Source organism: Paenibacillus sp. J31P190, from assembly GCF_059692075.1.
The window spans coordinates 378,385-402,277 of record NZ_JCAUAS010000005.1; the positions used below are offsets into that span (position 1 = coordinate 378,385).

Here is a 23,893-nt window from a genome sequence, read left to right on the forward strand (position 1 = left end):
GGACGAATACCCCTGAATCAAAAATTGGTCATTCAACCACACGAAAACAATACCGCTAAACAACAAAAAACGGCTAGCTCGCAGAATCTGCGACACAAGCCGTTTTTTTATCGACTGAACCCTCATCATTTACAACTTCTTGCCGATAGCAATCCAATTTACGATACCCTGTTGATCCGGTGAAAACTTGGCACGTATAACCGATATTACCGCGTTTTCCATCGATTTAAATTTCACAGATACATAGCAGGCCTGATGATTCGTCATCGCCGTCAACACATAATTCTCATCCGCAAACTTCTCATCGAAGTGTACTTCCACTTCAATTATTTCATCCTGAATTTTCATTTCGAAAGGAACGAGCCCGAACTGCTGCGTAATATTTTTTTGCGTGCTTGGCGTCTGCAGAACATTTTCCGTTAACTTCGTTACGGAAAGCGTTCCATCTGCAATGTGCTCACTGCTTACAGCATTTGATTTCAGCTTTGATCCGTCAATGCTGCCGCTCTTAATATGAAAGTTGCTAATAGCTGCATAAGCCAGTTTGCTGCCATCAATACTGCCAACCGTCAGCTTCGATCCGTCCAACGCACCGTCTGCCAGATGGCTGCTATTCACTGCGCCAGCAACCAACTTGCTGCCATCTACGCTGCCAGCTGTCAGCTTCGATCCGTCTACGGAACCGGGGGCCAGATGACTGCTGTCCACGGCTCCAAACGCCAACTTACTGCTATCTACACTTCCTACTGCAAGCTTCGCTGCATCCACAGCGCCATCCATCAGGTGCTCATTCCTTACCGCACCTTCTACCAATTTACTGCTATCCACACTGCCTGCCGTCAGCTTATTACCATCTACCGCGGCGTCTGCCAGATGCTCCTTCGTTACTGCGCCAACTGTAATCTTACTGCCATCTACACTTCCTGGGGCCAACTTCGATCCCGATACAGCTTTATCGACAAGGTGTTCACCACTCACCGAGCCGCTGGCCAATTTACTACCGTTCACACTGCCGCCTGCCAGCTTTGCCTCATCCACTGCACCGTCCGCTAGATGTCCATTCGTAATAGCGCCTGCGATGATCTTACTTCCATCCACGCTGCCACTCGTCAAATGATAGTTGCTAATGATGCCAGAGGCCAACTTGCTGCCATCAATACTTCCCGCAGCTAGCTTCGCGCCATACAATGCGCCATCAGCGAGATGATCGCCGCTAACAGCACCTGCGGTCAACTTACTGCCATCAACACTTCCTGCTGCCAACTTAGCCCCATCAACAGCACCGTCGATAAGGTGAGCGTTGTTGACAGATGCAGCTGTCAGCTTGCTGCCATCTACACTTCCTGCGGCTAGCTTCGTATTATCCACTGCACCTTCTGCGATATGAAAACCACTAACTGCGCCAGATACCAGCCTGCTGCCATCCACACTGAACGGTGCCAACTTACTGCTTGTGATGATTCCGTCTCCCAAATGCTCATTCGTAACCGCACCTGCCACTAGCTTGCTGCTGTCCACACTGTTTGGAGCCAACTTTGATGCATTAATGGATCCAGTAGCAATGTGATCGCTGTTCACGGCCCCAGTGACTAACTTACTGCTGTCAACCGTACCTGCTGCCAACTTCGCACTCGTAACGGAGCCATCAATGAGGTGACCGCTGCCAACCGTTCCTAGAGCTAATTTACTACTTCCTACACTGCTGTCAGCGAGCTTTGACCCATCCACTATGCCATTCGCTAAGTGCTCATTATTTACAGCGCCTGCCGCCAGCTTCGATCCATCTATAACGCTATCAATGAGATGTTCCCGATGAACCGAACCCACCATTAACTTAGTCGCATCCACACAACCTGCTGCCAGCTTCACAGCATCTACAACACCATCTGACAGATGCTCATTCCTTATCAAACCCGTTGTCAACTTACTGCCGTCAACGCTGCCTGTCGCCAGCTTCGCTCCATACACCGCGTTATCCGCTAGATGATAATTACTAACAGCGCCAAGTATTAATTTGCTCCCGTCTACCGAATTCGCAGCAAGCTTATCATTATCAACAGCACCGATAGCCAGATGTTCGGTGTCAATAACCCCAAATCCTAGCTTTGTACCATCCACAGCGCCATCAGACAGATGTTTGCTCGTAACTGATCCTAGAGACAGCTTCGTACCGTCTACGCTGCCCATTGCCAGCTTCGAACTGCTTACAGCACCATCCACTAAGTGCTCACTATTTACAGCAAGTGCTGAAATTTTGGAACTCGTGACAGCACCGTCTGCCAAATGTCTTCCGCTTAGTGCCCCGCTCACTAACTTGCTGCCATGAATACTTTCATTAGCCAGTTTAGCTGCTGTAATTGCCCCGTCAGCGATATGCTCACTATTAACAGCTTTCACAGTGATTTTGCGACTAGTCACACTCGCATCAGCTAAATTGGCTTCCATCACCGCTTGGTCATCCAGTTTCTTTGTTGTGACCGCTCGATCCTGGAGTACCTTCGACGATACGGATTCAGCTTGCAGATGCTGGGTTCCAACCGCTCCGTTTGCCAGCTTCTCTTCTGTAACAGCTCCTTGAGCAAGTGTTTCAGAGGTGATCGATCGTTCGACAAGTTTGGTTCCTTCCAGACTTCGGTCAGCGAAAATACCGATATTAATTGAACCTTGGGCTAAATGTTCGGACGTTATTGCACCTGGTTTAATGTGCATCCCTTTAATAATTTTCTCTTGTAAATGGCGGGTTTCAACAGACATTGAGGCCATTTTACTGCTCGTTACAGCTTCTTCCGCGATTTTACTCGTTGTAATTGTTTCATCTTGCATATGAAGGGTTGTAATGGCTTCTTCAGCTATGTGTTCGCGCTGAACCGCTAACCACGCAATTTGTTTCCCGCCGATGGCTTGCTCTGCGACATGCTCCGAACGAATCACATTTAACCCGATCTTATCCCCGGTAACAATCCCATTCTGAAGGTGCTCTTTCCCAATTGCCTGATGGGTAATGTGTTGACCGAGTACGGCTACATCCTTCAAGTGGATACTACTGATGATGCCTTCTTGCAAATGTCCTGTTTTGATGGAACTCGGAGAGATTTTATCTGAAGTTACACTTTCTTCCTTCAACTTCGAAGTATCTACACTGCCCTCTGATAATTTCTCATTCGTCACAGAACCCGCTTCAAGCTTAGCAGTAGAAATGATATGATCCGCCAAATGTGTATTCTGTATGGATTGTGCTTTAATATGTCTTCCTTCAACCGAGCCTTCGGCTAATTTAGAAGAGGTGATCGTTCCATCTTGAAGCTTTGAAGGCGTGATTTCACCATCAATCAAATGTCTATTACCAATCGTTTGACTGCGAATGTGCTTTCCTTCAACAAGGTCTTCTACCAATTTAGCTGATGTAATGGACCCATCTTTCAGTTTCGAGTTCGAAATGATAGCGTCCGCAAGATGCTGGCTTTGAATGGCATTAGGATGAATGTGGGTATCCGTAATGAGGTTTTCTGCCAACTTATCCGATGTAATGCTTCCATCCGAAAGCAAGCTTCCATATAAAGCACCATTCGCAATATGCTCCGCATGAATCGAGCTTGCAGCGATATGACGACTGGTGATTGCTTCATCGGTAATATGTTCACCATAGATGGAGGATTCCTGCAAATGTCTCGTCTCAATCGCAAGTGGAGCAATCTTCACGCTCGATACAGCCATATCCGCAATCTGATCGTGATTTACAGCATCCCACGCCAGCTTCTCTGTTGTGATCGACTCATTTTTCAAATGAAAGTTCTCAATCGCAAGATCAGCAATATGCGTTGTTTCGATTTGACGCGGAGCAATATTATGACTTAGAACACTGCCATTAGCCAAATGCTCTCCATAAATACTTTGCGGTTGAAAATGAACAGAGGTAATGCTTGCATTGGCGATTTTTTCTTCAGTCACAGCCTGATCTCTTAACTTATCCGTTGTGATGGAAGCATCCATCATCTTGGCGGTATCAATAATGTAATTGGACAAATGCTTTGCTTGCACAGCGCCACTATGAATTTTCTCTCCAGTTACAGCTTGATTATCAATGAGCTCGCTTGTAATGATCAGTTCAGATAAATGTTGTGGAAGAATGGAACCGTGAGCAATTTTTAAGGAATCAATGGTTTGGTCGGCCAGTTTATCAGCTGTGATACTATTGTCTAGCAGTTTACTGCCCGGAATGGATTGATCCTGAATTTTATCACCCGATATACTATGCGGGGCAAGATGTTCATCGTTGATTGCTTGATTAGCGATCTTATCTCTTGTTACGCTTCCCGGAGCAAGCTTTGAATGCTCGATCGCAAAATCCTTCAGAGCTTTAGTGCCGATACTGAGTGGTTTAATTTTGCTCTCATCAACAGAGCGATTTGCAATTTTCTCCCAAGTAATCGCTTCTTCGACAATATCATCTGTATAGACAACAGGGTTTACAAATTTCCCCGTTTTCCTTTCAGAGAGCAATAACAGCGGTGGTGCGGGAGCGGTAGAAGTAGTGGAAACCTTCATAAGATTGGTTTGCTTGTTAATTTTGGTCGTTTCTACTGGGGATTTCACATTCCCTTTGACTGGCGGAAGTGGATCACTCGTTACCGTCTTCTGAACGGGTTCCGCTTTTTCGACTTTCTCGGCTTTTTCCTGCTTCACTGGAGTTGGTACTGGTTCAATCTCATCTATCCAATCCAGTTCGTTCACCTTGCTGGAGTTCACTTTTTGAACATAAGGTCTTAATCTGCTGCTCTTACGCTTACTCATAGACTCCTCTCCATTCTCCAAGAATTAGTCACTTGTAACATATTCAGTCTCCGCCCGATAGGTACGCTAGCCCGAGAAAATGTGCGCTAACCTAGATAAATGGTCGAATTCACCAACTACTCTCTATACATATGCGGATTAAAAGGCAAAGCTTGGGCATTTGTTCTATTTCCTCTTGGAAAGTATAAGCATCCGTACAAACAAGCACCCCTGCTTTTCCATAAACTAAGGAGAGTCTCCATTTCATAAAAGCCCTCTGAAGAAGAAGGAGTGAAGTAGATGGCAAATCCCTATGTGGGTATTTTAGTCAACGATTCCTTATACGCAGGCATTCCCCTAGGGAACACGCAGTATGAAGCTATTCCATATTATGATGAAGCTGGCAAGCATTACGGTGTAACTCCTTGTTATTTCCGCCTCCAGGATGTCCAAATCGATAAGATGAAAGTACACGCTTATGTACAAGAAGGTCGTTGCTTTGAGCTAAAATGGTTGGATCTTCCGAAGGTTATCCACAATCGAGCGATTTATTTGGACCATGCTTCTTATCGGAAACTGGAGGAATGGAGCAAACGAGGCGTCATCTTGTTTAATAGATGGAATCGCTATAGCAAACTTCGAATTCACGATCTTTTGATGAAAAATGATAGTATTCGCCCCCATCTGCCAGGCACTTATCCAGCTACCTTGAAAAATATGAAAATCATGATGTCAACCTACGACTCTCTCATTATTAAACCAACCAATTCTAGCATCGGACGTGGTGTGATGAAAATGGATCGCCATGCCAGGAGCTGGACGCTCATTTACCCGGCAAGCATGAAGATCAGCAACCGAATCTGGCGGACAGTAAGCTTCCGTCATTACCTTCCTTTGACCTTGCGACGCAAAATCCAAAGCAACACCTACATGATTCAGCAGCGTCTGCCCCTGGCTACATTTGATGGCCGACCCTTCGATCTTCGCATATCTGTTCAACGCGGGGCATCAGGAGAATGGGGGATAACAGGTATGGTTGCGAAAGTCGCGTCACGTAAACTCTTTCTCACCAACGTAGCGCAGGGTGGAGAATTGCAAACTTTACCCCATATTCTATCCACCGAATACCCTCACCTTAATCAAGAAGACGTATTAAACCAAATTACCGACTTCTCCCTGCGTATAGCCCGGCATCTCAGTACAGAACTGCCCTACCTAGCTGATATCGGGCTTGATGTAGGGATCACATGCTACGGATTTCCATTATTTATTGAATGTAATGGAAAAGATCAACGCTACAGCTTCCTTAATGCCAACATGCAGGAGATATGGAAAGCTACTTATTTTAACCCTATCGCCTATGCCAAATTCTTGTTAGATGGCGGCATCCCCCCACTATAATCCAAGGATAAACGACTCCGTCGTCCTTCTGGGACGAGCGCGTTTGTCAAGACTAATGACGCGAAGTGTAATAAAACTTATACTTTCTTATCTACGCGCAAAAAAAACACCGTGCTGCGAATAAATCGCAGGAACGGTGTTATTTGTTTGCATTTGTTCCCAGTACGCTTTGAACCTCAGCGTTCAGTTTCTTCGTATCAGGGACTTTAATCGGACGATCATTTAGTTGGTATTTTTGTTTCACCTTCGTGACTTGACGAACACTTTGGTTGATTGTTTCCATCGGTATTCGCCCGGATTGAACGGCTTTTCGCAATGCGTCAATGACCGTTACGACCCTCTCATACTCATGTCCGACCATGACGACATTTGCCCCCGCAAGAACAGACTTCACAGCGGCCTCACCCTGATCATAGTTCTTGATGATGGCCCCCATCGTCATATCATCGGTCATGATGAGTCCCTCAAACCCCATTTCCTTGCGCAAAAGATCTGTCATAATCTTTTTCGACATCGAAGCAGGATTCTGAGCATCCACTTTAGGCAGCAGAATATGAGCGACCATGACCGCATCAGCCTGATGCTTGAAAGCTTCTGCGAACGGAACCAGCTCAAGCTTACGCAAGCGGGCGAGGTCATTTTGGACGATCGGCAGTCCCACATGCGAATCAACCGAAGTATCACCATGCCCTGGAAAATGCTTTACAACCGGGACAACCTGCTGCTTCTGCAGTCCATTCATCATTTGAACACCAAAGCTGCTTACGATAGAAGCGTTAGATCCGAAGGAACGATCGCCAATGACCGGATTATTAGGGTTACTATTGACATCCAAATCGGGTGCGAAATCCATATTTAAGCCATAGGCATTTAGTTCTTTTCCCAGAAGTTGGCCAATATTATATGCCAGCGCAGGACGGCCCGTTTTACCGATGTCTTTGCTGGTCGGTGTTTTCGTAATCTCATCCGGCAACCGCGTCACTCTGCCGCCTTCTTCATCTACACCCAACCAAAGCGGAAGCTTATTCACAGCATTCGTCAGTTTCAATTCATTAACTAGATCTACCAACTGAGTCGTATTTTTCACATTAGGCTTGTATAATATAATCCCGCCAACGTGATAACTTTCAATCAGTGCGCGTGCATGTACATTCATACTGTACTCATCGATTCCCGCTATAATCATTTGTCCTATCTTTTCTTCCAGCGTCATCGCCACAGCATCGCTTGTTGCGACTGGTGTTGGTATTGGAGTCAGTGTTGGTGTAGTTTCCACTCTCGGCGGTGTCGCGGCGGGTGCTGAGGAAGATGGACTGACTCCCGGTCCCGGGTGAGACGACGAACAGCCGGTTAAGAGCAGAGAGAACGCAGCTGCGAACCAAGCACCCTTGAGCAATAATGGTAAATCTTGTTTCATCTTCATCTACCTTCCCTTTTGAACCTAATCTTCTTAACGATCCTCAACCTAAAATTGTTGCATGACCGATTATTCGCTTCTAAGCTCTTTCAGCGTCCATCTCAGTAACGTGTAGATCCCATAACACCCCAAGTAAGCTCCGCTTAACAGAAATAGCTCATTTTGAAAAATGCCGTGAATATTCGTCATAAATACCGTCTCATCTCTTAAAATCTCATATATAGCGAGCACGCTGATGATACCAAACACATAGGCACACCCCACTGCCAGCACATGATATACAATTCGGCACATTGTGAACAGCCAAGCACTGATTAGCATGCAAATCGGAATCAGAATACTAAGTATCACGATTATTATGGACATATTGTTATTTCACCTCATCAACAGCATTGACGGTTTCCATTCCGGAAATACCAAAGGCATATTGATCCATTTTGTGATATGATTGATAGTGAAAGTAAAGCGTTTACATGAAGGCTTCTACTGCTAGGATCCGGCTCGTATCCATCACAAGGAAAAGAGGTCTATTAATGAAAAAGAATATCGTCTTACAGTATTCGCTGCCCTTAGATGCTTCCTTTGAGCTAATTGCAAGCTGCAAGTCCTGTACGAGTATTTCTGATCATTCATCTCGAACCCCTGTCCAATGTATCAAGTTCGCCGGCTCCTCGGTTCCCATCTCCGTTAACCTCGCTACCTGCTATACCTGCGGGGATTATAAGCAAAGCTAGCATATTCCACCTCAAACAGCCATTAGGCTGTTTTTTTCTTGCACTTACCTTGCATTCCTTCCTCATTCGACAATTGATTCTTTTACCTTTCTGTGGCAAGATTAGCGAAGAACAATATATAGGGATCTTTGATCTTGATCAAAGTCTCTCTGCATGAAGGGAGCATTGATCCGTGATCGATCAAAGTCTCTCCTAAACACGAATGAACAGGAGTTTTTCAATCTATGTCTAAACCATTTTTTCGATTGCTAACGGAGCTATCTTCACGCAAATGGGTGTCCCAAGTGACAGGTGCTTTTGCCAGATCCAAAGCAAGCCGGATCTTCATTCCTCGCTTTGCCCAAACCTACGGAATACGCATCGAAGATGCTGAGAAGCATTTACAGGATTATAAATCTTTGAATGATTTCTTCACACGCCGATTAAAGCCAGGGTTACGCCCTATTCACGAAGACCTGACTCGCGTTGTAAGTCCTGTTGATGCCATGATTACGGGCATCGGCGACATTAAAGAAGGCTTGATTGTGAATGTCAAAGGTCAAGACTACACCATCGAAGAGCTGCTTAATCGTTCCCCTCGTACGATCAACTATAAGAATGGCTTTTATTTTGTTCTGTACCTAAGTCCTACCGACTACCACCGCATTCATTCGCCAATTTCAGGTGATGTGCTTGAGAGCGAGCATGTGCTTGGGAAAGTATATCCTGTGAATGAGTTTGGCCTTCGTCATATGAAGAGAGTACTAAGTCGTAACGAACGGTTAATTACCTTTATCCAGCACAATGCCGGTGAAGTTGCTGTAGTAAAGGTTGGGGCCCTTAACGTAAGTTCGATTCAATATGTGAAGCCTCTTCCCAAAACGCTTGAGCGAGGTCAAGAACTAGCCTACTTCGAGTTTGGTTCAACGGTCGTTCTCCTTTTTGAAGATGATATGTTTGAGCCTCGTTCAGATCTGCAGCTCGGTTCTAAAGTTAAAATGGGAGAAGACCTCGGCCGTTTCCTAGAAAAATAAAGGGAATATGTGATTGGAGAGGAGAGAACCATGGCGTCCATTACAGCATCATCTCCCGAACAAAGCTCCAAGAGCTTACATGGTACCGGAGACGTCAAACCTACCGTATATCGTATTTTATTCGCAATTGGTCTTGTCCATTTACTCAACGATTCGATTCAATCTGTCATTCCTGCTATCTTTCCCATTCTAAAAAGCGAGATGGGACTTAGCTATGCACAGATTGGTTGGGTGCAATTTGCCATTAACTTCACGGCTTCCATCATGCAGCCAGTTGTCGGCTTATACACAGATCGCAAACCTTCACCCTATATGCTGCCGATTGGCATGGCCTCCACCCTAACGGGTATGCTGCTGCTCGCATTCGCACATTCGTATTGGGTCGTGTTATTGTCTGTTTGCTTTGTAGGTCTTGGTTCAGCCGCCTTCCACCCGGAAGGGTCTCGTGTCTCACATATGGCCGCGGGAGGTCGCAAAGGTCTGGCTCAGTCCATTTTCCAAGTTGGCGGTAACGCCGGTCAATCTTTGGCCCCCATGATGACCAAATGGATTTTCATTCCACTTGGGTTATTCGGTTCCATATGGTTCACAGGTGTAGCAGCTGTTGCTATCGCCGTGCAATTATATATTGCTCGCTGGTATAAATCCGTGCTGCTTGCCACACCGGTTAAAGCGAAGACAATCGTACAACGCACCGTCAACCCGCAGCGGCGCAAGCAAGTCATGTTTGCGATTTGCCTACTTGTTTTTCTTGTATTCGTCCGTTCTTGGTATGGAGCAGCCATGAGCGGCTACTTCGCCTTTTTCTTGCAGGATACATACGGCATGTCAATCGACCGTGCACAAGACTTTATCTTCTTATTCCTAGCGGCTGGAGCGGTTGGAACATTTTTTGGCGGTCCGCTTGCTGACCGCTTCGGTAAGCGTAATCTCATTTTCTTTTCCATGCTTGGTTCAGCGCCTTTTGCTTTGCTGTTACCGCATGTGTCAATTACTTGGGCTTACATTTTACTTGTCATTATCGGTATCATCCTACTATCCAGCTTTTCTGTTACCGTTGTGTACGCCCAAATGCTATTCCCTGGGAAAGTCGGGACAGTTTCTGGCTTAATTACAGGCTTAGCCTTCGGAATGGGCGGTATCGGGAGTGTCGTCCTTGGCAATCTCTGCGACACCTTAGGCACGACGCGTGTTATGGAAATGTGTGCATTTCTACCGCTCCTTGGTATCCTGACTTTCCTTCTCCCTTCGGATCGCAAGTTAAGACAATGGACAGAAGAATCTAATTAGCCAAAAGACCTTGTTAGGCAAGCTGAATGCATCAGCTGCTGAAACAAGGTTTTTTTTTGTGTACATATATAAACAAGCAGAGTGATTTCGTGCATTCCCTTGCTTCTACTGACTCATTATTTTGCTGCTACAATCTACTACCTTGTTGACTGCTAATCCATTACCTTACTGCCTGCCAAACCATTACTGTCATGACATACCAACACTTCCTCCAGCCTTTGCCCCCATCCATCCTCCGCCAGACTTTAGGAACTGTTCAAACACTTTTGCTGCAAAACATGCAGTTAATTTCTAATGTGCTGCTCTTTCCTCAGGGATTATCTGCATTTCCTACATCTAATTCTCCCAAAAACGCCCTTTTGACCCGTTAAGACGAGAATTAGCTGCACATTTTGCAGGTAATTCCCAAAAAAGGACGGTAATTTATAATTTTGATGCACAAACTGCAACTTGTGTGGTTTTGCGCATCACACAGCTAGCTACCTGCCTTGCCCCAAATATCCTCTATTGTCAGAACACAAAAAAGCAGTTCGGTACACCTCATTGAGGTATACCGAACTGCTAATTCATCGCGACTTATTCGTGGTGTGCATCATGTGTCTCACGCTGGTTGCGGCGGCGGGCTACACCGGATTCATAGGCGGCTTCCATGACCGCTTCCCTTACCTTTTCAACAACAGCCGTGTTGAACACACTTGGAATAATGTAATATTCGTTCAATTCATCTTCATTTACTACCGATGCAATGGCTTTGGCTGCGGCCAGCTTCATTTCTTGCGTGATGCGTGAAGCACGGCAATCCAGCACACCGCGGAAAATCCCCGGGAAACAAAGAACATTATTAATTTGATTCGGGTAATCCGAACGGCCTGTTGCCATCACACGAACATAAGGTTCAGCTTCTTCCGGCGTAATTTCCGGTGTTGGGTTTGCCATCGCAAACACAATCGGATCCGTGCCCATTCTCTTCACATCATCAGCCTTAAGTACACCTGGCCCCGATAACCCAATGAAAATATCAGCACCTGGTATCACATCCGACAGAGGTCCTTTTTGTAAAAACGGATTTGTATTGTTTGCATACCATTCCCAAGCTGAATTCGTATAGCTCTCTCCGCGTACAATTGCGCCTTGTCGATCTACACCGATAACATTTGTAACACCGGCAGCTAGCAGCATCTTCGTACAGGCAATCCCTGCAGCTCCAATGCCCGTGATAACTACTTTACAATCTTCCAAATTCTTACCCACTAGCTTAACTGCATTGAGCAGCCCTGCAAGAATAACTACTGCCGTTCCATGTTGATCATCGTGGAACACAGGAATATCGAGCTCATTGATTAATCTTTCCTCAATTTCAAAACAACGAGGCGATGAAATATCTTCTAAATTAATACCGCCGAATGCTGGTGCGATCGCTTTTACAGTACGAATAATTTCTTCGGTATCTTGCGTGTCCAAACAAATCGGGAACGCATCTACACCGGCCATCTGCTTGAACAGCATAGCCTTCCCTTCCATCACCGGCATCGCCGCTTCCGGACCGATATTTCCTAAACCTAGGACCGCTGTGCCATCCGACACAACAGCAACCGTATTCCGTTTTATCGTTAATGAGTGTGCTTTATTAGGGTCTTCATGAATAGCCATACAAACGCGAGCAACACCCGGTGTATATACACGGGATAGGTCGTCCCGATTTTTAATAGGCATTTTCGGAGTCACTTCGATCTTGCCGCCCAAATGCATGAGAAACGTTTGGTCTGAAACGTTAATTAACCGGACGCCAGGAATATCCTTCAACACTTTGGTTATGGATTCCGTATGTTCAGGGTCGCTAACTTTTACTGTAATATCGCGCGTTGTTGTTGTTTTACTAGCTCTTGTTACGTCGATCGCGACAATATCGCCGCCTGCTTCACCTATTGCTGTAGCGATTTTTCCAAAAGTGACTAATTCTTTATGTATTTCCAAACGCACAATAACGCTTGTGCCTCCACCGTTTAACCCCGCCATAATAAGGATCACTCCTAAGAAGATAATTAATTGACCACCAGATTAGATCATAGCATACAATGTCGACCTTGCCAAAAATCATATTGGTCATTTTGTGACAATTTCTTAAACATGTCGTAGGAGAGCAACGCCGCGGCGAATTTCATCCTTGGTGAGGTGCGAAAAACCCGTGCCGCAACTGCAATTCCCTTTTAATAAACCCTTCAGGATCTACTCACTTACTAGACCGCCATACTAGCTCGCACAGCCATAATAATTATGTGTCGGGGATATAGCGATGATCGTATGTCTTTATCATAGACGTTTGCCCAATCTGCCAATACACCAACTGCATATGGTAAGTCAGGTGAAGTGCAAGAAGTCATCGCTAGCATGACTAAGATGGAACAGGAGATCGCCAAAAACATGGGTGCTATATGGTTTCATGAACGCTTATTGCGGGATTATTAAGGCGATTTCCAGGGAAATCGCCGATTTTTGTTGACTTGTCATTCATTTTAGAAAAACCCCTTGACTGATAAAGTGCCTTGATAGGTGGAACATGGAGCTAGTTATAAAAACTGCAGCGGATCCACTTTCCATTTTTCGCGAAACCTTTTGTGGTTTTTGTGGACCAATTTAGACAATTGTTCCTTATCCATCTTATTGAAACTTTTGCTGCCGTGATGGTGAATGATGACATCCCCTGCCAGCATAAGCTCAAATCCAGCTAACCTGGCGCGATAACAATAATCGTCGTCCTCGTAATGGCCGGGTGTAAATTGTTCATCTAATAAGCCAATCTTGTTCATCACTTCCCTTTTAAAAAGGAAGCATAAGCCTACCAATCGGTTGAGTGGCATCCGCAGCTCCGGGTTCTGTATATTGGCTGTGGCGGCAATTTCGTGAAACTGGGATAAATCCGTATAGCCGGAATCCTTCAGCTGCCGGCCGCTCGTGTAGTTTGTATAGGGACCGACGATACCGATGCGTTCGCTGCTGTAAAGGCAGTTTAGCATATTGGATAACCAGTTGTGGGTAACAACGATATCGTTATTCAGCAAGAGAAGCGCGTCTCCAGTCGCTATCTTTAGACCCAGATTACACGCTGCTGGAAACCCTTTGTTTTTAGGAAGCGAGATCAAGCGGATTTTTTCCTGTACACAGTATTTAGGAGTCCCGTCATCGGAGCCGTTGTCCACTACGATAATTTCATATACTTCGTGTGTATAGCTACGGATGGCCTCTACACATTCTCTAAGCAGCTCCAGTCCGTTATAGCTAGGAATGATGATGCTTGTTTTAATGTTGTTCATTTACCTAGCCTCCCGCCAGATGCCTTTTTCGCATGTTATCTTTGAAACTAAGCCTCTTGCCACGGCGCGACATGACTTTATGCAAGGCTTCCAGATGATCGCCGATAATCAATTGGGTCAAGGGATTATGCCGCCCGTGGTTGAGACCTGATCTTCGATTGCTATTCAGGACGTTTATGCTGGCCGAAGCCTTCACTTTTAACTTCTTTTTCATGGCAATCACCTGAGCGAGAGGCGGTACGGACAGATTCGCCAAACCTATGGTCTCCACAGCAGACCTGGAGAGGGCGTGAGGTATAGCTGTCATGGAGTTCGCCATTAAGTCGGCTCTTCCCATGGCCCGATTGACGAATTCTTTAACAACCGATACCGCGTCACGGGAACCTAATTTATGGATAAAGGGGCTTATGTCATTGAGTGCAACATCCGTTCCCTTCTCAACCGCATGGATAAAAGGGATAAGCTTTTTATAGGAAATGCGAATATCCCCGTCAAGAAACAAAAGAATGTCCGACTGGGAGACATTGGCTCCTATTGATCTCCCGACATCGTGTCCGAGCGCTTCTTCATAGTGGAGCACGATCGGTGCGGCAGGGTGTTCCCTAATGCGCTCGAAGCTTTTATCATCCGACCCGTTAACCACTACGATGACCTCGTGAAAAGGGAGGCACTCAAGCTCGTCAAGCACCTTGGAAATCGTGTCATCCTCGTTCTTGACGCTTAGAATGGCTGCGACCTTCTTATCTGTGGGAAGCGGGATCAAGCGTGTGTATTTCTCCCCGATTTCCGAATAATATCCTTTGAAAAACTTACGCGCTGCGGAATGATAGAGTGTTGTGCTTAATGCCCGGGGAAGACGGGAGGCCCATTTGTTCCAATCATGATTCATCGCAGATTTCGCGGGCTCAAAGCCTCCGGTTTCTTTCTCGAAGCGGGAGCCATAATGTGATCCCGCCTCATAGGCCTTTCTTTTCCATCTTTTGATCTCTTTTGTATTCATTTGATGTCGGGTGGATGGGGAGGTCCGTTTTGATTTTAATTTTGACTTCACAGCCCTTATCATTATTTCACCATCTTTCTATTCCGGTCTAGATCGGTCATTCCTCCACGGGTATCGGTTTTGTCCAATAGATGTTGAATAGCTTCCAGGTGATCTCCAATAATTAAGTCTTTCAACGGGTCATTTGGACCTCGTCGTTTTCGTGGATTCGTTTTGCCTACTTCAAAATAGTGGACACCTTTAATCACCAAACCATTATTAGCTGCGATGGTCTGCGCTTTGGGGGGAACCGTCAAATTCTCCGCTCCGATTTTCTCCAAAGCTTTGCGGCTTAGGGCATGGGGAATAGTCGTTAAAGAAGCACCTTTCAGGTGAGGTAAGGACAACATGTTGTTTAATGCGTACTTGGAAAGAACAACACTGTGGACATTTTTTCTTGCCAACGTGCCGTTAAATTTGTTTAAGGCGACATCCACGCCGTTTTTTACCGCATGAACCAGTCGTTTCAATGAATTGGACGAGAAGACGATGTCTCCATCCAGAAACAAAAGAACATTTCCTTTGGCTGCTTTCGCCCCTATGCTTCTTCCTACATCATGGCCCAAAGCCTTCTTATAGGTAATCATCTTGGCCCCCATTTGTTTAGCCAATTGGCTGGAGCCGTCCCGTGATCCGTTCGCTACAACGATAACCTCTGTCTTAGGATGAACCTTTCGAGCATTGGCGATGACCCTGGCGATCGTCCGTCTTTCATTCATAAGAGGTATAATGACAGAAACTTCTGGGTTTTTGGAATTAAGTATACGCTGTGGGGTAGTGGTTTTCTTCTCTACGACACGGACTCTTTTTGGGAACGTCACAAAATACACCTCCAAGATTAGCATTCTTCCAGTCTTACCCCATTGTATGTCCCTGAATGATATATGTAACGGCATTAGTACAGGTCTAGGTACAGATGCATAAAAACAGAAAAACGCCAGCTTTATGCGGACGTTTTTCAATAAATACTTATAATATCTTACGCAAGGTTTTTTTATATCCCGAAAGTCTACTGGATGATGGAAGCTCAATATGACGAAGGTACTGAGTTCCGAATTGTCTCATGGCACGGACAAGCGGATAGGGGAGCAGGAGAAGCATATACAACAAATGCCGATCTTCAACTGAAAGGGGACGTTTCCGGTCGTACTCCTCGATTCCCTTCAGTATGCCTCTTCCATTCCAAGGATAGTTCCGGTATAAAATATGGGCTAAATCTATCATTCTTACGTTCATAGACGCATTCTCCAGATCAATCAGATGAAGATGATTGGAACGGTCCAATACTAAGTTAGGATAATTGTAATCTCCGTGGGAGAAAGCTCCAGCGTTCCGTTCCATCTCTACAGCACTAGCAATAGCAGGCTTTTGGCTGAACGCTTCAGCTTTATAGCAGCAATCGATAAAACGGTCGAGACTGCCGCCATAACGGCGAATCTCCGAACGGTAATCGCCTGGCCGCCGGTACAATTCGTCATAGCGGATTCTGCCGTTTGGTATTCCTTCAGCAGTAAATCCTTCCGCAAGGCGATGAAACTTTGCCAGGGTTCGGAACCCCTTCATGAGCTCTGATTCCCGGGTGAAATTCGGTGACCGCCCCTTCACCCAATTGGTCAGCAGCCAATATTGCCCCCGGTGAAAGGACCAAAGCTTCTGATCGGGGCCTTCAACAGGTTTAGGGGCATACCGATAGTCTTTATTGTCAAGATGTACAAAAAGCTTTCTTATAAAGGCAACCTCGTCTTCCCCGGTTGAATAAGGTTTATAACAAAGAGTACGTCCCGTTGTAGTGAAGACTTGGTAGACGTCTCGAATTTTCTTTCTCCTTTTAACCTGTAAACCGAAATCTTTATTGAAATCAGTCCATAACGGCATGTTAACCCTCCCTCACTACTGCCTAGACCAGGTGTCGATCCACTTGATGGCTAATAGCCTACTATTCCAGGTTTTATTTAAAACATTTAAAAGGGGACCATGTTTACGTCCGTTCATAGCATATTGACAGACATACCAGGCCTCTCTGGGGATGCGGTACAGGGCACTGATCAGTTTTTTCTCTCTACGGCGAAGCGGGCGCACCTCTTCATACCCCTTTAGGAATGCTGCCATTTTTGATGGTTCAAATCCAGCCGTATTGGTAAGTGCTACGACCAAATCGTAATAACTAGAGCCTCGTTTCATTAAATCCCAGTCGATCAAATAAATACGGTTTTTCGATTGCAGGGTATTTGCTACGGTAACATCCCCATGCACGAGGGAGGGATGCCGGCATTCCTCCCTCAACGTTGAGCGAATTTTTGATGTTCCAAGCGACTGTATAGCATCTCGGCTTAATTCAATGCAGAGATCCCCATGATGCCTAAACCAAGTTCCCGCTTTGGTAGGCTTTCTCCGAAGATTCTTCAATCGTCTTAGGAATGCGTAATAGTTTTTCCTATGACGCAGCGTAACCGAATCGGGTTGGCGAGGAAGCCTCAAATTACGCGAAACCGAATGCAGTCTGGCTAGCATTCTCCCTAACTTGACAAGATCCTCCTTGCTCCTGCTCATTTTTCTGCCCTGGATCCAATCGGTTAAGTAAAAAAACTTCCCTCCCTCCTGCTCCCAATATTTCCCCGATCGGGATCTTAACCATTTGGGCATACCGTGAAAGCCTCTTTTGTGCAATTTGACCGCATAGGATGATAGCTGGATTAGACGGCTTTTCGATCCTATAAAAGGTTTAATCATATATGTTCCTTTGTTCGTCGTTACCCGGAATGCGGCAGTTTTTTTATACTGTGAGGAGTAGGAGCGGGTCTTTCTGATAGAAAACCCGTAGGAACGAGCGATTTTCTTGAAAATTAATCGATAGCCATGCGTTCTAGCCATGAAACGTCTCCTTCCTAAAAGCCTATAAAGCATTGCCTTTTACAATTTATTAATGTTGATACGGATTGGTGTTCATACCCCGGTGGAAAATCCAAATATTTGATCGATACCCCAAAGAGATCACCACCTTCGCAAACGTAAGACTGGTACATATAAATAAAACTAAATTGGGTCTTTCTATTACTCTACTTTTCAATTATGCTAACTAAAATCACATATACAAATAACCAATTAACAAGGAGAACATTCCCAATGAATCTACACACCGATATTCTAGAAGGAACACGTGTCGTTCTACTGCCTTTGGAAGAATCCCATATAACCGGTCTTACAGCAGCTGCCGCCGACCCAAACATATGGGCATATATGACGCCGCTTCTTAGTTTCGCAGATGTGGAGAAGTTTGTTCACCAAGCACTAGAAGAACAAAAGGCAGGACTGGGCATCCCTTATAGCGTCTACGACAAGCATACCGATTCTTTCGTCGGCAGCACACGTCTCTTCGATATTTCAGCACAACATCGTAATCTGGAGATCGGTCATACCTGGTACAATTCCCAAGTGTGGCGTACGCGCGTTAATACTGAATGCAAATATTTACTATTGAAGCACTGTTTCGAATCCTTAAATCTTCTTCGCGTCCAATTAAAAACAGACCTACGGAACGAACGCTCCCAAACGGCTATTGCTCGATTAGGTGCCCAAAAAGAAGGTATTCTCCGTCAACATCGTATACTCCACGATGGCTATATACGGGACACCGTCATGTTTAGCATCCTCGATAGCGAATGGCCTGAAGTTAAACAGCGATTAGAAGGTTTTTTAAATAACGTTGGCGTATAATTCCATATCCAAAACCAATCCGAAAATATTTGTTTCACGCAGTGACGTACTCTTGTTAAAGTGGTATAATAACTGCAAAAAATGAATAGCTCATTGGAAGGAATGACCCACTCTTATGAATCCTCTGGCACGACAGTTAAACGAGACCCTGGAACGTGAAAATTCTCACGTGCATGACATGCTTTCTGCATTAGGTAGATCGATTTACTTCCCGAAAGAAGGCATTCTCAGCCAATCTGCTGAAGCAAAGGCCAAAGCCAAAAAATACAATGCTACTATCGGTATTGCTATCGAAAATGGTCAACCTATGCATCTGAAGGTCATTCAAGACACACTCTCCACCTATGCTCCAAAAGATATATATGAATACGCACCACCTGCCGGTAAACCTGAACTTCGTACAGCGTGGCGCAAAAAAATGCTTGAGGAAAATCCTGAGATTGGCAGTAAACTGATTGGGAACCCGATTGTTACAAATGCCTTGACCCATGGTCTTAGCATTGCCGCTGACCTTTTCGCAGATGTTGGTGACGCAGTCATTATTCCAGATAAAAACTGGGAAAATTACGAGCTCACCTTCGAAATCCGCCGCGGTGCCCAAATCGTGAATTACCCGTTATACAACGAGCAGCAGAAATTTAATGCAGCTGGACTTCGTGAAGCTCTTTTTGCTCAAAAATCCAAAGGCAAAGCGATCGTTGTCTTGAACTTCCCGAACAACCCGACAGGCTATACACCTGGGGCCGAAGAAGGGAAAGAAATTACTGCTGCCATCAAAGATGCTGCTGAAGCAGGCATCAACGTCATCGTACTTACGGACGACGCATACTTCGGTCTTTTCTTCGAAGGTTCCATGCACGAGTCCTTATTCGGTCAATTGGCTGACATCCACCCGCGTGTACTCGCAGTCAAAATCGATGGAGCCACCAAAGAAGAGTACGTTTGGGGCTTCCGTGTAGGCTTCATTACGTATGCAGGCCAAAGTGAAGCACTTCTCAGCGCCTTGGAGCAGAAAACAATGGGAATCATCCGTGCAACTATTTCCAGCGGTCCTCACCCATCTCAAACATTCGTGCTTCACGCGCTTAACTCTCCAGAGTTTAGTCAACAGAAGCAAGAGAAATATGAGATCATGAAAGGCCGTGCTAATCGCACCAAGTCCATTCTGGACAGCGGAAAGTTCGATGATGCATGGGGCTACTACCCCTTCAACTCCGGTTACTTCATGTGCTTGAAGCTTAAAACCGTTGACGCCGAAGCCTTACGTGTACACTTGCTGAATCAGCATGGTGTAGGGACGATCGCCCTCGGATCTACTGACCTGCGCGTTGCTTTCTCCTGTATTGAAGAAGGTAACCTTGAAGAGCTATTCAACCTCATTTATCAAAGCGTTAAAGAAATAGAAACCGTCTCAGCTAGCAAATAATAAGAACAAAAAGAGCACTTCCTAACCTCAAGTTAGAGAGTGCTCTTTTGTTCTTCTCGTATGTTCTTGGCTTTCACTACAATTAGTCACTTTACTAGATCACTCTTCCTTTTTTATTCATAGAATATTATGAAGTTGAAATTTAAAGGGGTGATAGATTTGCAATACTCAACATTTGGCAGGCATACGGTTGTTGACGTTTGGGGGGTAGATTCCAGATTTCTAGATAATGTTGATCTTTTACAGCTAATTATGGTGAATGCGGCTGAGAAAAGCAGTGCTACAGTGCTGTCAGTCATTCATAAACAATTCGATCCAAGTGGCTGTTCAATACTTGTTCTTTTATCTGAAAGTCATCTTTCCATTCACACATATCCGGAGGAAGATTTTGCGGCAATAGATTGTTACACCTGCGGAAAAAGAGTAGACCCTAAAATAGCGATCGATTATTTAGTGGATATATTAAAACCCAAGAAAATGTATACAAAAACATTAATTCGCGGTTCTAATGAAATAGTTGTCTTAGATTAATATAAAAAGCCTCTTGTGAATGAAGAGGCTTTTAGTGTTTAGTTTGTCATATACATAAATGGTTGTTGATCATTCCCCTACTGGCCCTATTGCTGCTTCTTTTTTTAACAATTCCGCTTTATCTGTCTGTTCCCAAGGAAATTCAACATCTGTTCGGCCAAAATGTCCATATGCTGCCGTGTTCTGATAGATAGGTTGGCGTAGATTAAGCATTTTAATAATACCTGCCGGACGTAGATCAAAGTGATTGCGAACTAATTGAATAAGATCGTCATCGTCAATGATTCCCGTACCAAATGTTTCGATAGCTATACTAACGGGATGTGCCACTCCAATCGCATAAGCAATCTGAATTTCACACTTTTGAGCGAGACCAGCCGCAACAATGTTTTTTGCTACATAACGCGCGGCATAAGCAGCCGAACGGTCAACCTTGGTGGGATCTTTACCCGAAAATGCTCCCCCGCCATGACGAGCATAACCGCCATAAGTATCGGCAATAATTTTACGCCCCGTTAATCCTGCATCTCCTTCTGGACCTCCGATCACGAAACGGCCTGTTGGATTAATAAAATATTTTGTTTTTTCATCTATCAAATCCGTTGGAATGACAGGTAATATCACAAACTCATGCATATCTTTTTTAATTTGCTCTAGGGACACTTCAGGATCATGTTGAGCTGAGATTACGATCGTATCGATTCGGATGGGGTAATCGCCTTCATATTCTACGCTAACCTGCACTTTCCCATCGGGACGCAAATAAGGTACCGTACCGTTCTTACGTACTTGAGCCAATTGGTAGGCCAGCTTATGGGACAGAGATATCGGCAATGGCATCAATTCCTCGGTTTCATTACAAGCGAAACCAAAAATCAATCCTTGATCACCAGCACCAGTCTCTTCAGACTCTCCATCGTTCAGCTTGCCTTCGCGAATTTCTAAAGCTTTATTGACCCCCATTGCAATATCAGGAGATTGTTCATTAATGGCGATTAAGACTGCACATGAATTAGCATCGAAACCGAGCTCAGCTCGTGTATATCCAATGTTACTAATTGTTTTTCGAACAACTTTTTGATAATCAATAAACGCATTTGCCGTAATCTCGCCAGTTACAAGTACAAACCCCCGACCTACACAGCATTCACAACCAACGCGTGCATTCGGATCTATCTCGTATATAGCATCTAAAATTCCATCAGAAATTTGGTCACATAGCTTATCAGGATGGCCTTCAGTCACCGATTCAGATGTAAAGAGATGGTTTCTTTTTTTTATAGTCATATACATGACCTCCCAAATAATAATCCCCTTTTATAACTCCCCCCACCCTGCTATCTGTCTAACACGGGATGTAATGTCGTTGATTCTTTGAACTTGCCGTCTTTCTAGTACCAGCTCTTGTCCGATCGAAAGTGCTAGCTTTTCAGATTTTGCCCGCAAACTTGGATCATTTATACTTTCCAGATCCCATACATGTGCTAGACCTATGATTCTACGAATCATTTTACAACCCGCATAGCCTGCAGTATCTTCAAGTATTTGGAGTAAGTAATGATCTACGTATCCTGGGATTACCGCCATTCTTTCTTTTGACTCTTTCCCCCATAAATCCCTAAACTCTTTTTCAAAGTAAGTCCATATTTGTTCGATCATCGTAAGCAGGTAAGCTTGATAATCCATTCGCTCCCGCGAGTCCATAGTGTGTCCTTCATGGGAGGCAAAGCTAAGTAATAGGTTACCTATCACAGCGCCGATATCAAAACCAATAGGGCCATAAAAGGCGAATTCCGGATCAATCACCTTGGTATCCTCTTTCGTTACCATGATGCTCCCGGTATGAAGGTCCCCATGGATGAGTGCCTGGGCATGAGTGAGGAAACCTTCCTTTAATTTTGCGACCTCAAGTTTCAGTTGGTAATTCTCCCATATTTCAACCACCTTATCTGCTATCAATGGATTAAATTGATTGGTTTCTGAAGCGAAATAGGGATCCGTAAAAATAAGATTTTCGGATATCTTGCACATTTCCGGATTAGAGAATTGAATCACTTTTGCCTTTTTCACTTGAGCGGGCAATGCCAAATCAGACGTCAAATACAAAGTTCTCGCTAGAAAGGTGCCAATATGACGTGAAAAATGAGGATAGCGTTCTCGGGCAGCCAATCCTTTTCGCATATTCAGGTGGCTCGACAAATCTTCCATCACCGTCAATGCCATCGTACTATCATAATGATAGACAATAGGCACTAAACCTGGGCAAATAGAATGTTGAGCAATCAATCCCTGACTCTCAATTCGTGCCCGGTCAAGGGTCAATGGCCAAGATTCCCCAACCACCCGCGCATAAGGAAGCGCCTGCTTCATTATGATGCTTTTTTCTGAATTTTTGTCTGTAATACGAAAGACGAGATTCAAATTTCCATCGCCAATCTCTTGGCAAACCAACTGTGCATTTGTCATAAACAAGTTTCTTAACTTTCGGGCATAATTCATAGCACTATATTCATTAAGGATTTGGTATTGAATCACACTTTCATTCCTCCTTCCTCCTCATGTAGAAAGTAATTCTATTCTATTAATAATCAAAGGAAGAAGTTTTGGTGTATGTAAAAAGCAAAAATAGTGAAACAGACTACATATTTAGGTCACAATAAGAGAATCTATCGATGGAACCGAAATATTAATGTGTCTAGACCCTGTCTGTATGTTACTTATACATTCGTAATAACGCAAAAAAACCCTTAACTAGTAAGGGTTTCTTGCTTAAAATAGGGATGCGGTCGGAGGGATTTGAACCCTCACGCCTTGTGAGCGCCACCCCCTCAAGATGGTGTGTCTGCCGTTCCACCACGACCGCGTATGAAGTTAGAAAACTGGGGATCTAGGATTTGAACCTAGGCATGACGGAGTCAAAGTCCGTTGCCTTACCGCTTGGCTAATCCCCATTATGAAAGGGAAAAGGGCGACCGATGGGACTTGAACCCACGAATGCTGGATCCACAAACCAGTGCGTTAACCCCTTCGCCACGATCGCCACAGTAGGGATTTATTCCCTGAAGACTAGATACGAAACTTGCGTAAAGTTGAACAACTGCTTAGTCAGCTGATCAGAGAGACTTTGACTTTCGTCAAAGATCCCTAAGCAGAGAGACTTTTGACTTCGTCAAAAGATCCCTATATTAGGTTAAGCCCTCGACCGATTAGTATTCGTCAGCTGCATGCATTGCTGCACTTCCACCTC

17 protein-coding genes and 3 tRNA genes are annotated in these 23,893 nt (G+C 44.8%); 6 read left to right on the plus strand and 14 right to left on the minus strand.

The features are described from left to right. Positions 1-129: 129 nt before the first annotated feature. Positions 130-4,791: a WIAG-tail domain gene (locus AC58U0_RS13320; RefSeq protein ID WP_497379471.1), complete on the minus strand. Its 4,662-nt coding sequence runs from the start codon at positions 4,789-4,791 to the stop codon at positions 130-132. A 279-nt stretch (positions 4,792-5,070) separates the two neighbouring features. Here AC58U0_RS13320 and AC58U0_RS13325 point away from each other — a divergent pair, with 279 nt between their 5' ends. Continuing rightward, positions 5,071-6,171: a YheC/YheD family endospore coat-associated protein gene (locus AC58U0_RS13325; RefSeq protein WP_497379472.1), complete on the plus strand. Its 1,101-nt coding sequence runs from the start codon at positions 5,071-5,073 to the stop codon at positions 6,169-6,171. 139 nt (positions 6,172-6,310) lie between these two features. Here the strand turns inward: AC58U0_RS13325 and nagZ are convergent, their stop codons facing one another. Next, positions 6,311-7,588 carry a beta-N-acetylhexosaminidase gene (gene nagZ / locus AC58U0_RS13330; RefSeq protein ID WP_497379473.1) on the minus strand — a complete coding sequence of 426 codons (1,278 nt, stop codon included), beginning with the start codon at positions 7,586-7,588 and terminating at the stop codon, positions 6,311-6,313. Between the two features lie 69 nt (positions 7,589-7,657). After that, complete coding sequence (locus tag AC58U0_RS13335) at positions 7,658-7,954, minus strand: transposase (RefSeq protein ID WP_497379474.1); 297 nt, start codon at positions 7,952-7,954, stop codon at positions 7,658-7,660. 592 nt (positions 7,955-8,546) lie between these two features. Here AC58U0_RS13335 and asd point away from each other — a divergent pair. Together asd and AC58U0_RS13345 are read left to right on the plus strand one after the other, a co-directional pair. Next, positions 8,547-9,335: an archaetidylserine decarboxylase gene (gene asd / locus AC58U0_RS13340; RefSeq protein ID WP_497379475.1), complete on the plus strand. Its 789-nt coding sequence runs from the start codon at positions 8,547-8,549 to the stop codon at positions 9,333-9,335. A 30-nt stretch (positions 9,336-9,365) separates the two neighbouring features. Next, positions 9,366-10,625: an MFS transporter gene (locus AC58U0_RS13345; protein WP_497379476.1), complete on the plus strand. Its 1,260-nt coding sequence runs from the start codon at positions 9,366-9,368 to the stop codon at positions 10,623-10,625. Positions 10,626-11,201: 576 nt separating this feature from the next. Here the strand turns inward: AC58U0_RS13345 and AC58U0_RS13350 are convergent. The 6 genes from AC58U0_RS13350 to AC58U0_RS13375 all read right to left on the minus strand — a co-directional run bounded on the left by AC58U0_RS13350 (position 11,202) and on the right by AC58U0_RS13375 (position 17,846). Further along, a complete protein-coding gene (locus tag AC58U0_RS13350) occupies positions 11,202-12,641 on the minus strand; it encodes an NAD-dependent malic enzyme (protein ID WP_497379477.1) in 1,440 nt (479 codons plus the stop codon). 551 nt (positions 12,642-13,192) lie between these two features. Further along, positions 13,193-13,936: a glycosyltransferase family 2 protein gene (locus tag AC58U0_RS13355; protein ID WP_497379478.1), complete on the minus strand. Its 744-nt coding sequence runs from the start codon at positions 13,934-13,936 to the stop codon at positions 13,193-13,195. A 4-nt stretch (positions 13,937-13,940) separates the two neighbouring features. Next, positions 13,941-14,987: a glycosyltransferase family 2 protein gene (locus AC58U0_RS13360; RefSeq protein WP_497379479.1), complete on the minus strand. Its 1,047-nt coding sequence runs from the start codon at positions 14,985-14,987 to the stop codon at positions 13,941-13,943. Positions 14,988-14,998: 11 nt separating this feature from the next. Next, positions 14,999-15,796, minus strand: coding sequence for a glycosyltransferase family 2 protein (locus AC58U0_RS13365; RefSeq protein WP_497379480.1), 798 nt, complete (start codon positions 15,794-15,796; stop codon positions 14,999-15,001). Between the two features lie 148 nt (positions 15,797-15,944). After that, complete coding sequence (locus tag AC58U0_RS13370; protein ID WP_497379481.1) at positions 15,945-16,850, minus strand: phosphotransferase; 906 nt, start codon at positions 16,848-16,850, stop codon at positions 15,945-15,947. Positions 16,851-16,865: 15 nt separating this feature from the next. After that, the gene (locus AC58U0_RS13375; protein WP_497379482.1) at positions 16,866-17,846 is read right to left on the minus strand and encodes a phosphotransferase; all 981 of its coding nucleotides are present in this window, start codon (positions 17,844-17,846) and stop codon (positions 16,866-16,868) included. Positions 17,847-18,098: 252 nt separating this feature from the next. Here AC58U0_RS13375 and AC58U0_RS13380 point away from each other — a divergent pair, with 252 nt between their 5' ends. The 3 genes from AC58U0_RS13380 (at position 18,099) to speD (ending at position 20,646) form a co-directional block, all read left to right on the plus strand. Continuing rightward, complete coding sequence (locus AC58U0_RS13380; protein WP_497379483.1) at positions 18,099-18,689, plus strand: GNAT family N-acetyltransferase; 591 nt, start codon at positions 18,099-18,101, stop codon at positions 18,687-18,689. 115 nt (positions 18,690-18,804) lie between these two features. After that, a complete protein-coding gene (locus AC58U0_RS13385; RefSeq protein ID WP_497379484.1) occupies positions 18,805-20,115 on the plus strand; it encodes an aminotransferase class I/II-fold pyridoxal phosphate-dependent enzyme in 1,311 nt (436 codons plus the stop codon). A gap of 159 nt (positions 20,116-20,274) precedes the next feature. Further along, positions 20,275-20,646 (plus strand): adenosylmethionine decarboxylase, encoded by a 372-nt coding sequence (gene speD, locus AC58U0_RS13390; protein ID WP_497379485.1) that lies wholly within the window; start codon positions 20,275-20,277, stop codon positions 20,644-20,646. Positions 20,647-20,715: 69 nt separating this feature from the next. On the opposite strand, the gene metK is transcribed toward speD, so the two are convergent. The 5 genes from metK to AC58U0_RS13415 form a co-directional block, all read right to left on the minus strand. Then, positions 20,716-21,933: a methionine adenosyltransferase gene (metK, locus tag AC58U0_RS13395; RefSeq protein ID WP_497379486.1), complete on the minus strand. Its 1,218-nt coding sequence runs from the start codon at positions 21,931-21,933 to the stop codon at positions 20,716-20,718. 30 nt (positions 21,934-21,963) lie between these two features. After that, on the minus strand, positions 21,964-23,178 hold the full coding sequence (gene mtnK / locus AC58U0_RS13400) for an S-methyl-5-thioribose kinase (RefSeq protein ID WP_497379500.1): 1,215 nt from the start codon (positions 23,176-23,178) through the stop codon (positions 21,964-21,966). Between the two features lie 249 nt (positions 23,179-23,427). After that, a tRNA-Leu gene (locus tag AC58U0_RS13405) sits at positions 23,428-23,509 on the minus strand. Positions 23,510-23,525: 16 nt separating this feature from the next. Continuing rightward, positions 23,526-23,597, minus strand: a tRNA-Gln gene (locus AC58U0_RS13410). 16 nt (positions 23,598-23,613) lie between these two features. Then, positions 23,614-23,686: transfer RNA gene (locus AC58U0_RS13415), tRNA-His, on the minus strand. Between the last annotated feature and the right edge of the window lie 207 nt (positions 23,687-23,893).

Bases quoted from the DNA above. Each gene is read 5' to 3' on its own strand.
- metK (WP_497379486.1), bottom strand. From the start codon at position 21,933: ATGACTATAAAAAAAAGAAACCATCTCTTTACATCTGAATCGGTGACT.
- AC58U0_RS13370 (WP_497379481.1), bottom strand. From the start codon at position 16,850: ATGCCGTTATGGACTGATTTCAATAAAGATTTCGGTTTACAGGTTAAA.
- asd (WP_497379475.1), top strand. From the start codon at position 8,547: ATGTCTAAACCATTTTTTCGATTGCTAACGGAGCTATCTTCACGCAAA.
- AC58U0_RS13345 (WP_497379476.1), top strand. From the start codon at position 9,366: ATGGCGTCCATTACAGCATCATCTCCCGAACAAAGCTCCAAGAGCTTA.
- AC58U0_RS13325 (WP_497379472.1), top strand. From the start codon at position 5,071: ATGGCAAATCCCTATGTGGGTATTTTAGTCAACGATTCCTTATACGCA.
- AC58U0_RS13350 (WP_497379477.1), bottom strand. From the start codon at position 12,641: ATGGCGGGGTTAAACGGTGGAGGCACAAGCGTTATTGTGCGTTTGGAA.
- AC58U0_RS13385 (WP_497379484.1), top strand. From the start codon at position 18,805: ATGAATCCTCTGGCACGACAGTTAAACGAGACCCTGGAACGTGAAAAT.
- AC58U0_RS13320 (WP_497379471.1), bottom strand. From the start codon at position 4,791: ATGAGTAAGCGTAAGAGCAGCAGATTAAGACCTTATGTTCAAAAAGTG.
- AC58U0_RS13355 (WP_497379478.1), bottom strand. From the start codon at position 13,936: ATGAACAACATTAAAACAAGCATCATCATTCCTAGCTATAACGGACTG.
- nagZ (WP_497379473.1), bottom strand. From the start codon at position 7,588: ATGAAACAAGATTTACCATTATTGCTCAAGGGTGCTTGGTTCGCAGCT.
- AC58U0_RS13380 (WP_497379483.1), top strand. From the start codon at position 18,099: ATGAATCTACACACCGATATTCTAGAAGGAACACGTGTCGTTCTACTG.
- AC58U0_RS13335 (WP_497379474.1), bottom strand. From the start codon at position 7,954: ATGTCCATAATAATCGTGATACTTAGTATTCTGATTCCGATTTGCATG.
- AC58U0_RS13375 (WP_497379482.1), bottom strand. From the start codon at position 17,846: ATGGCTAGAACGCATGGCTATCGATTAATTTTCAAGAAAATCGCTCGT.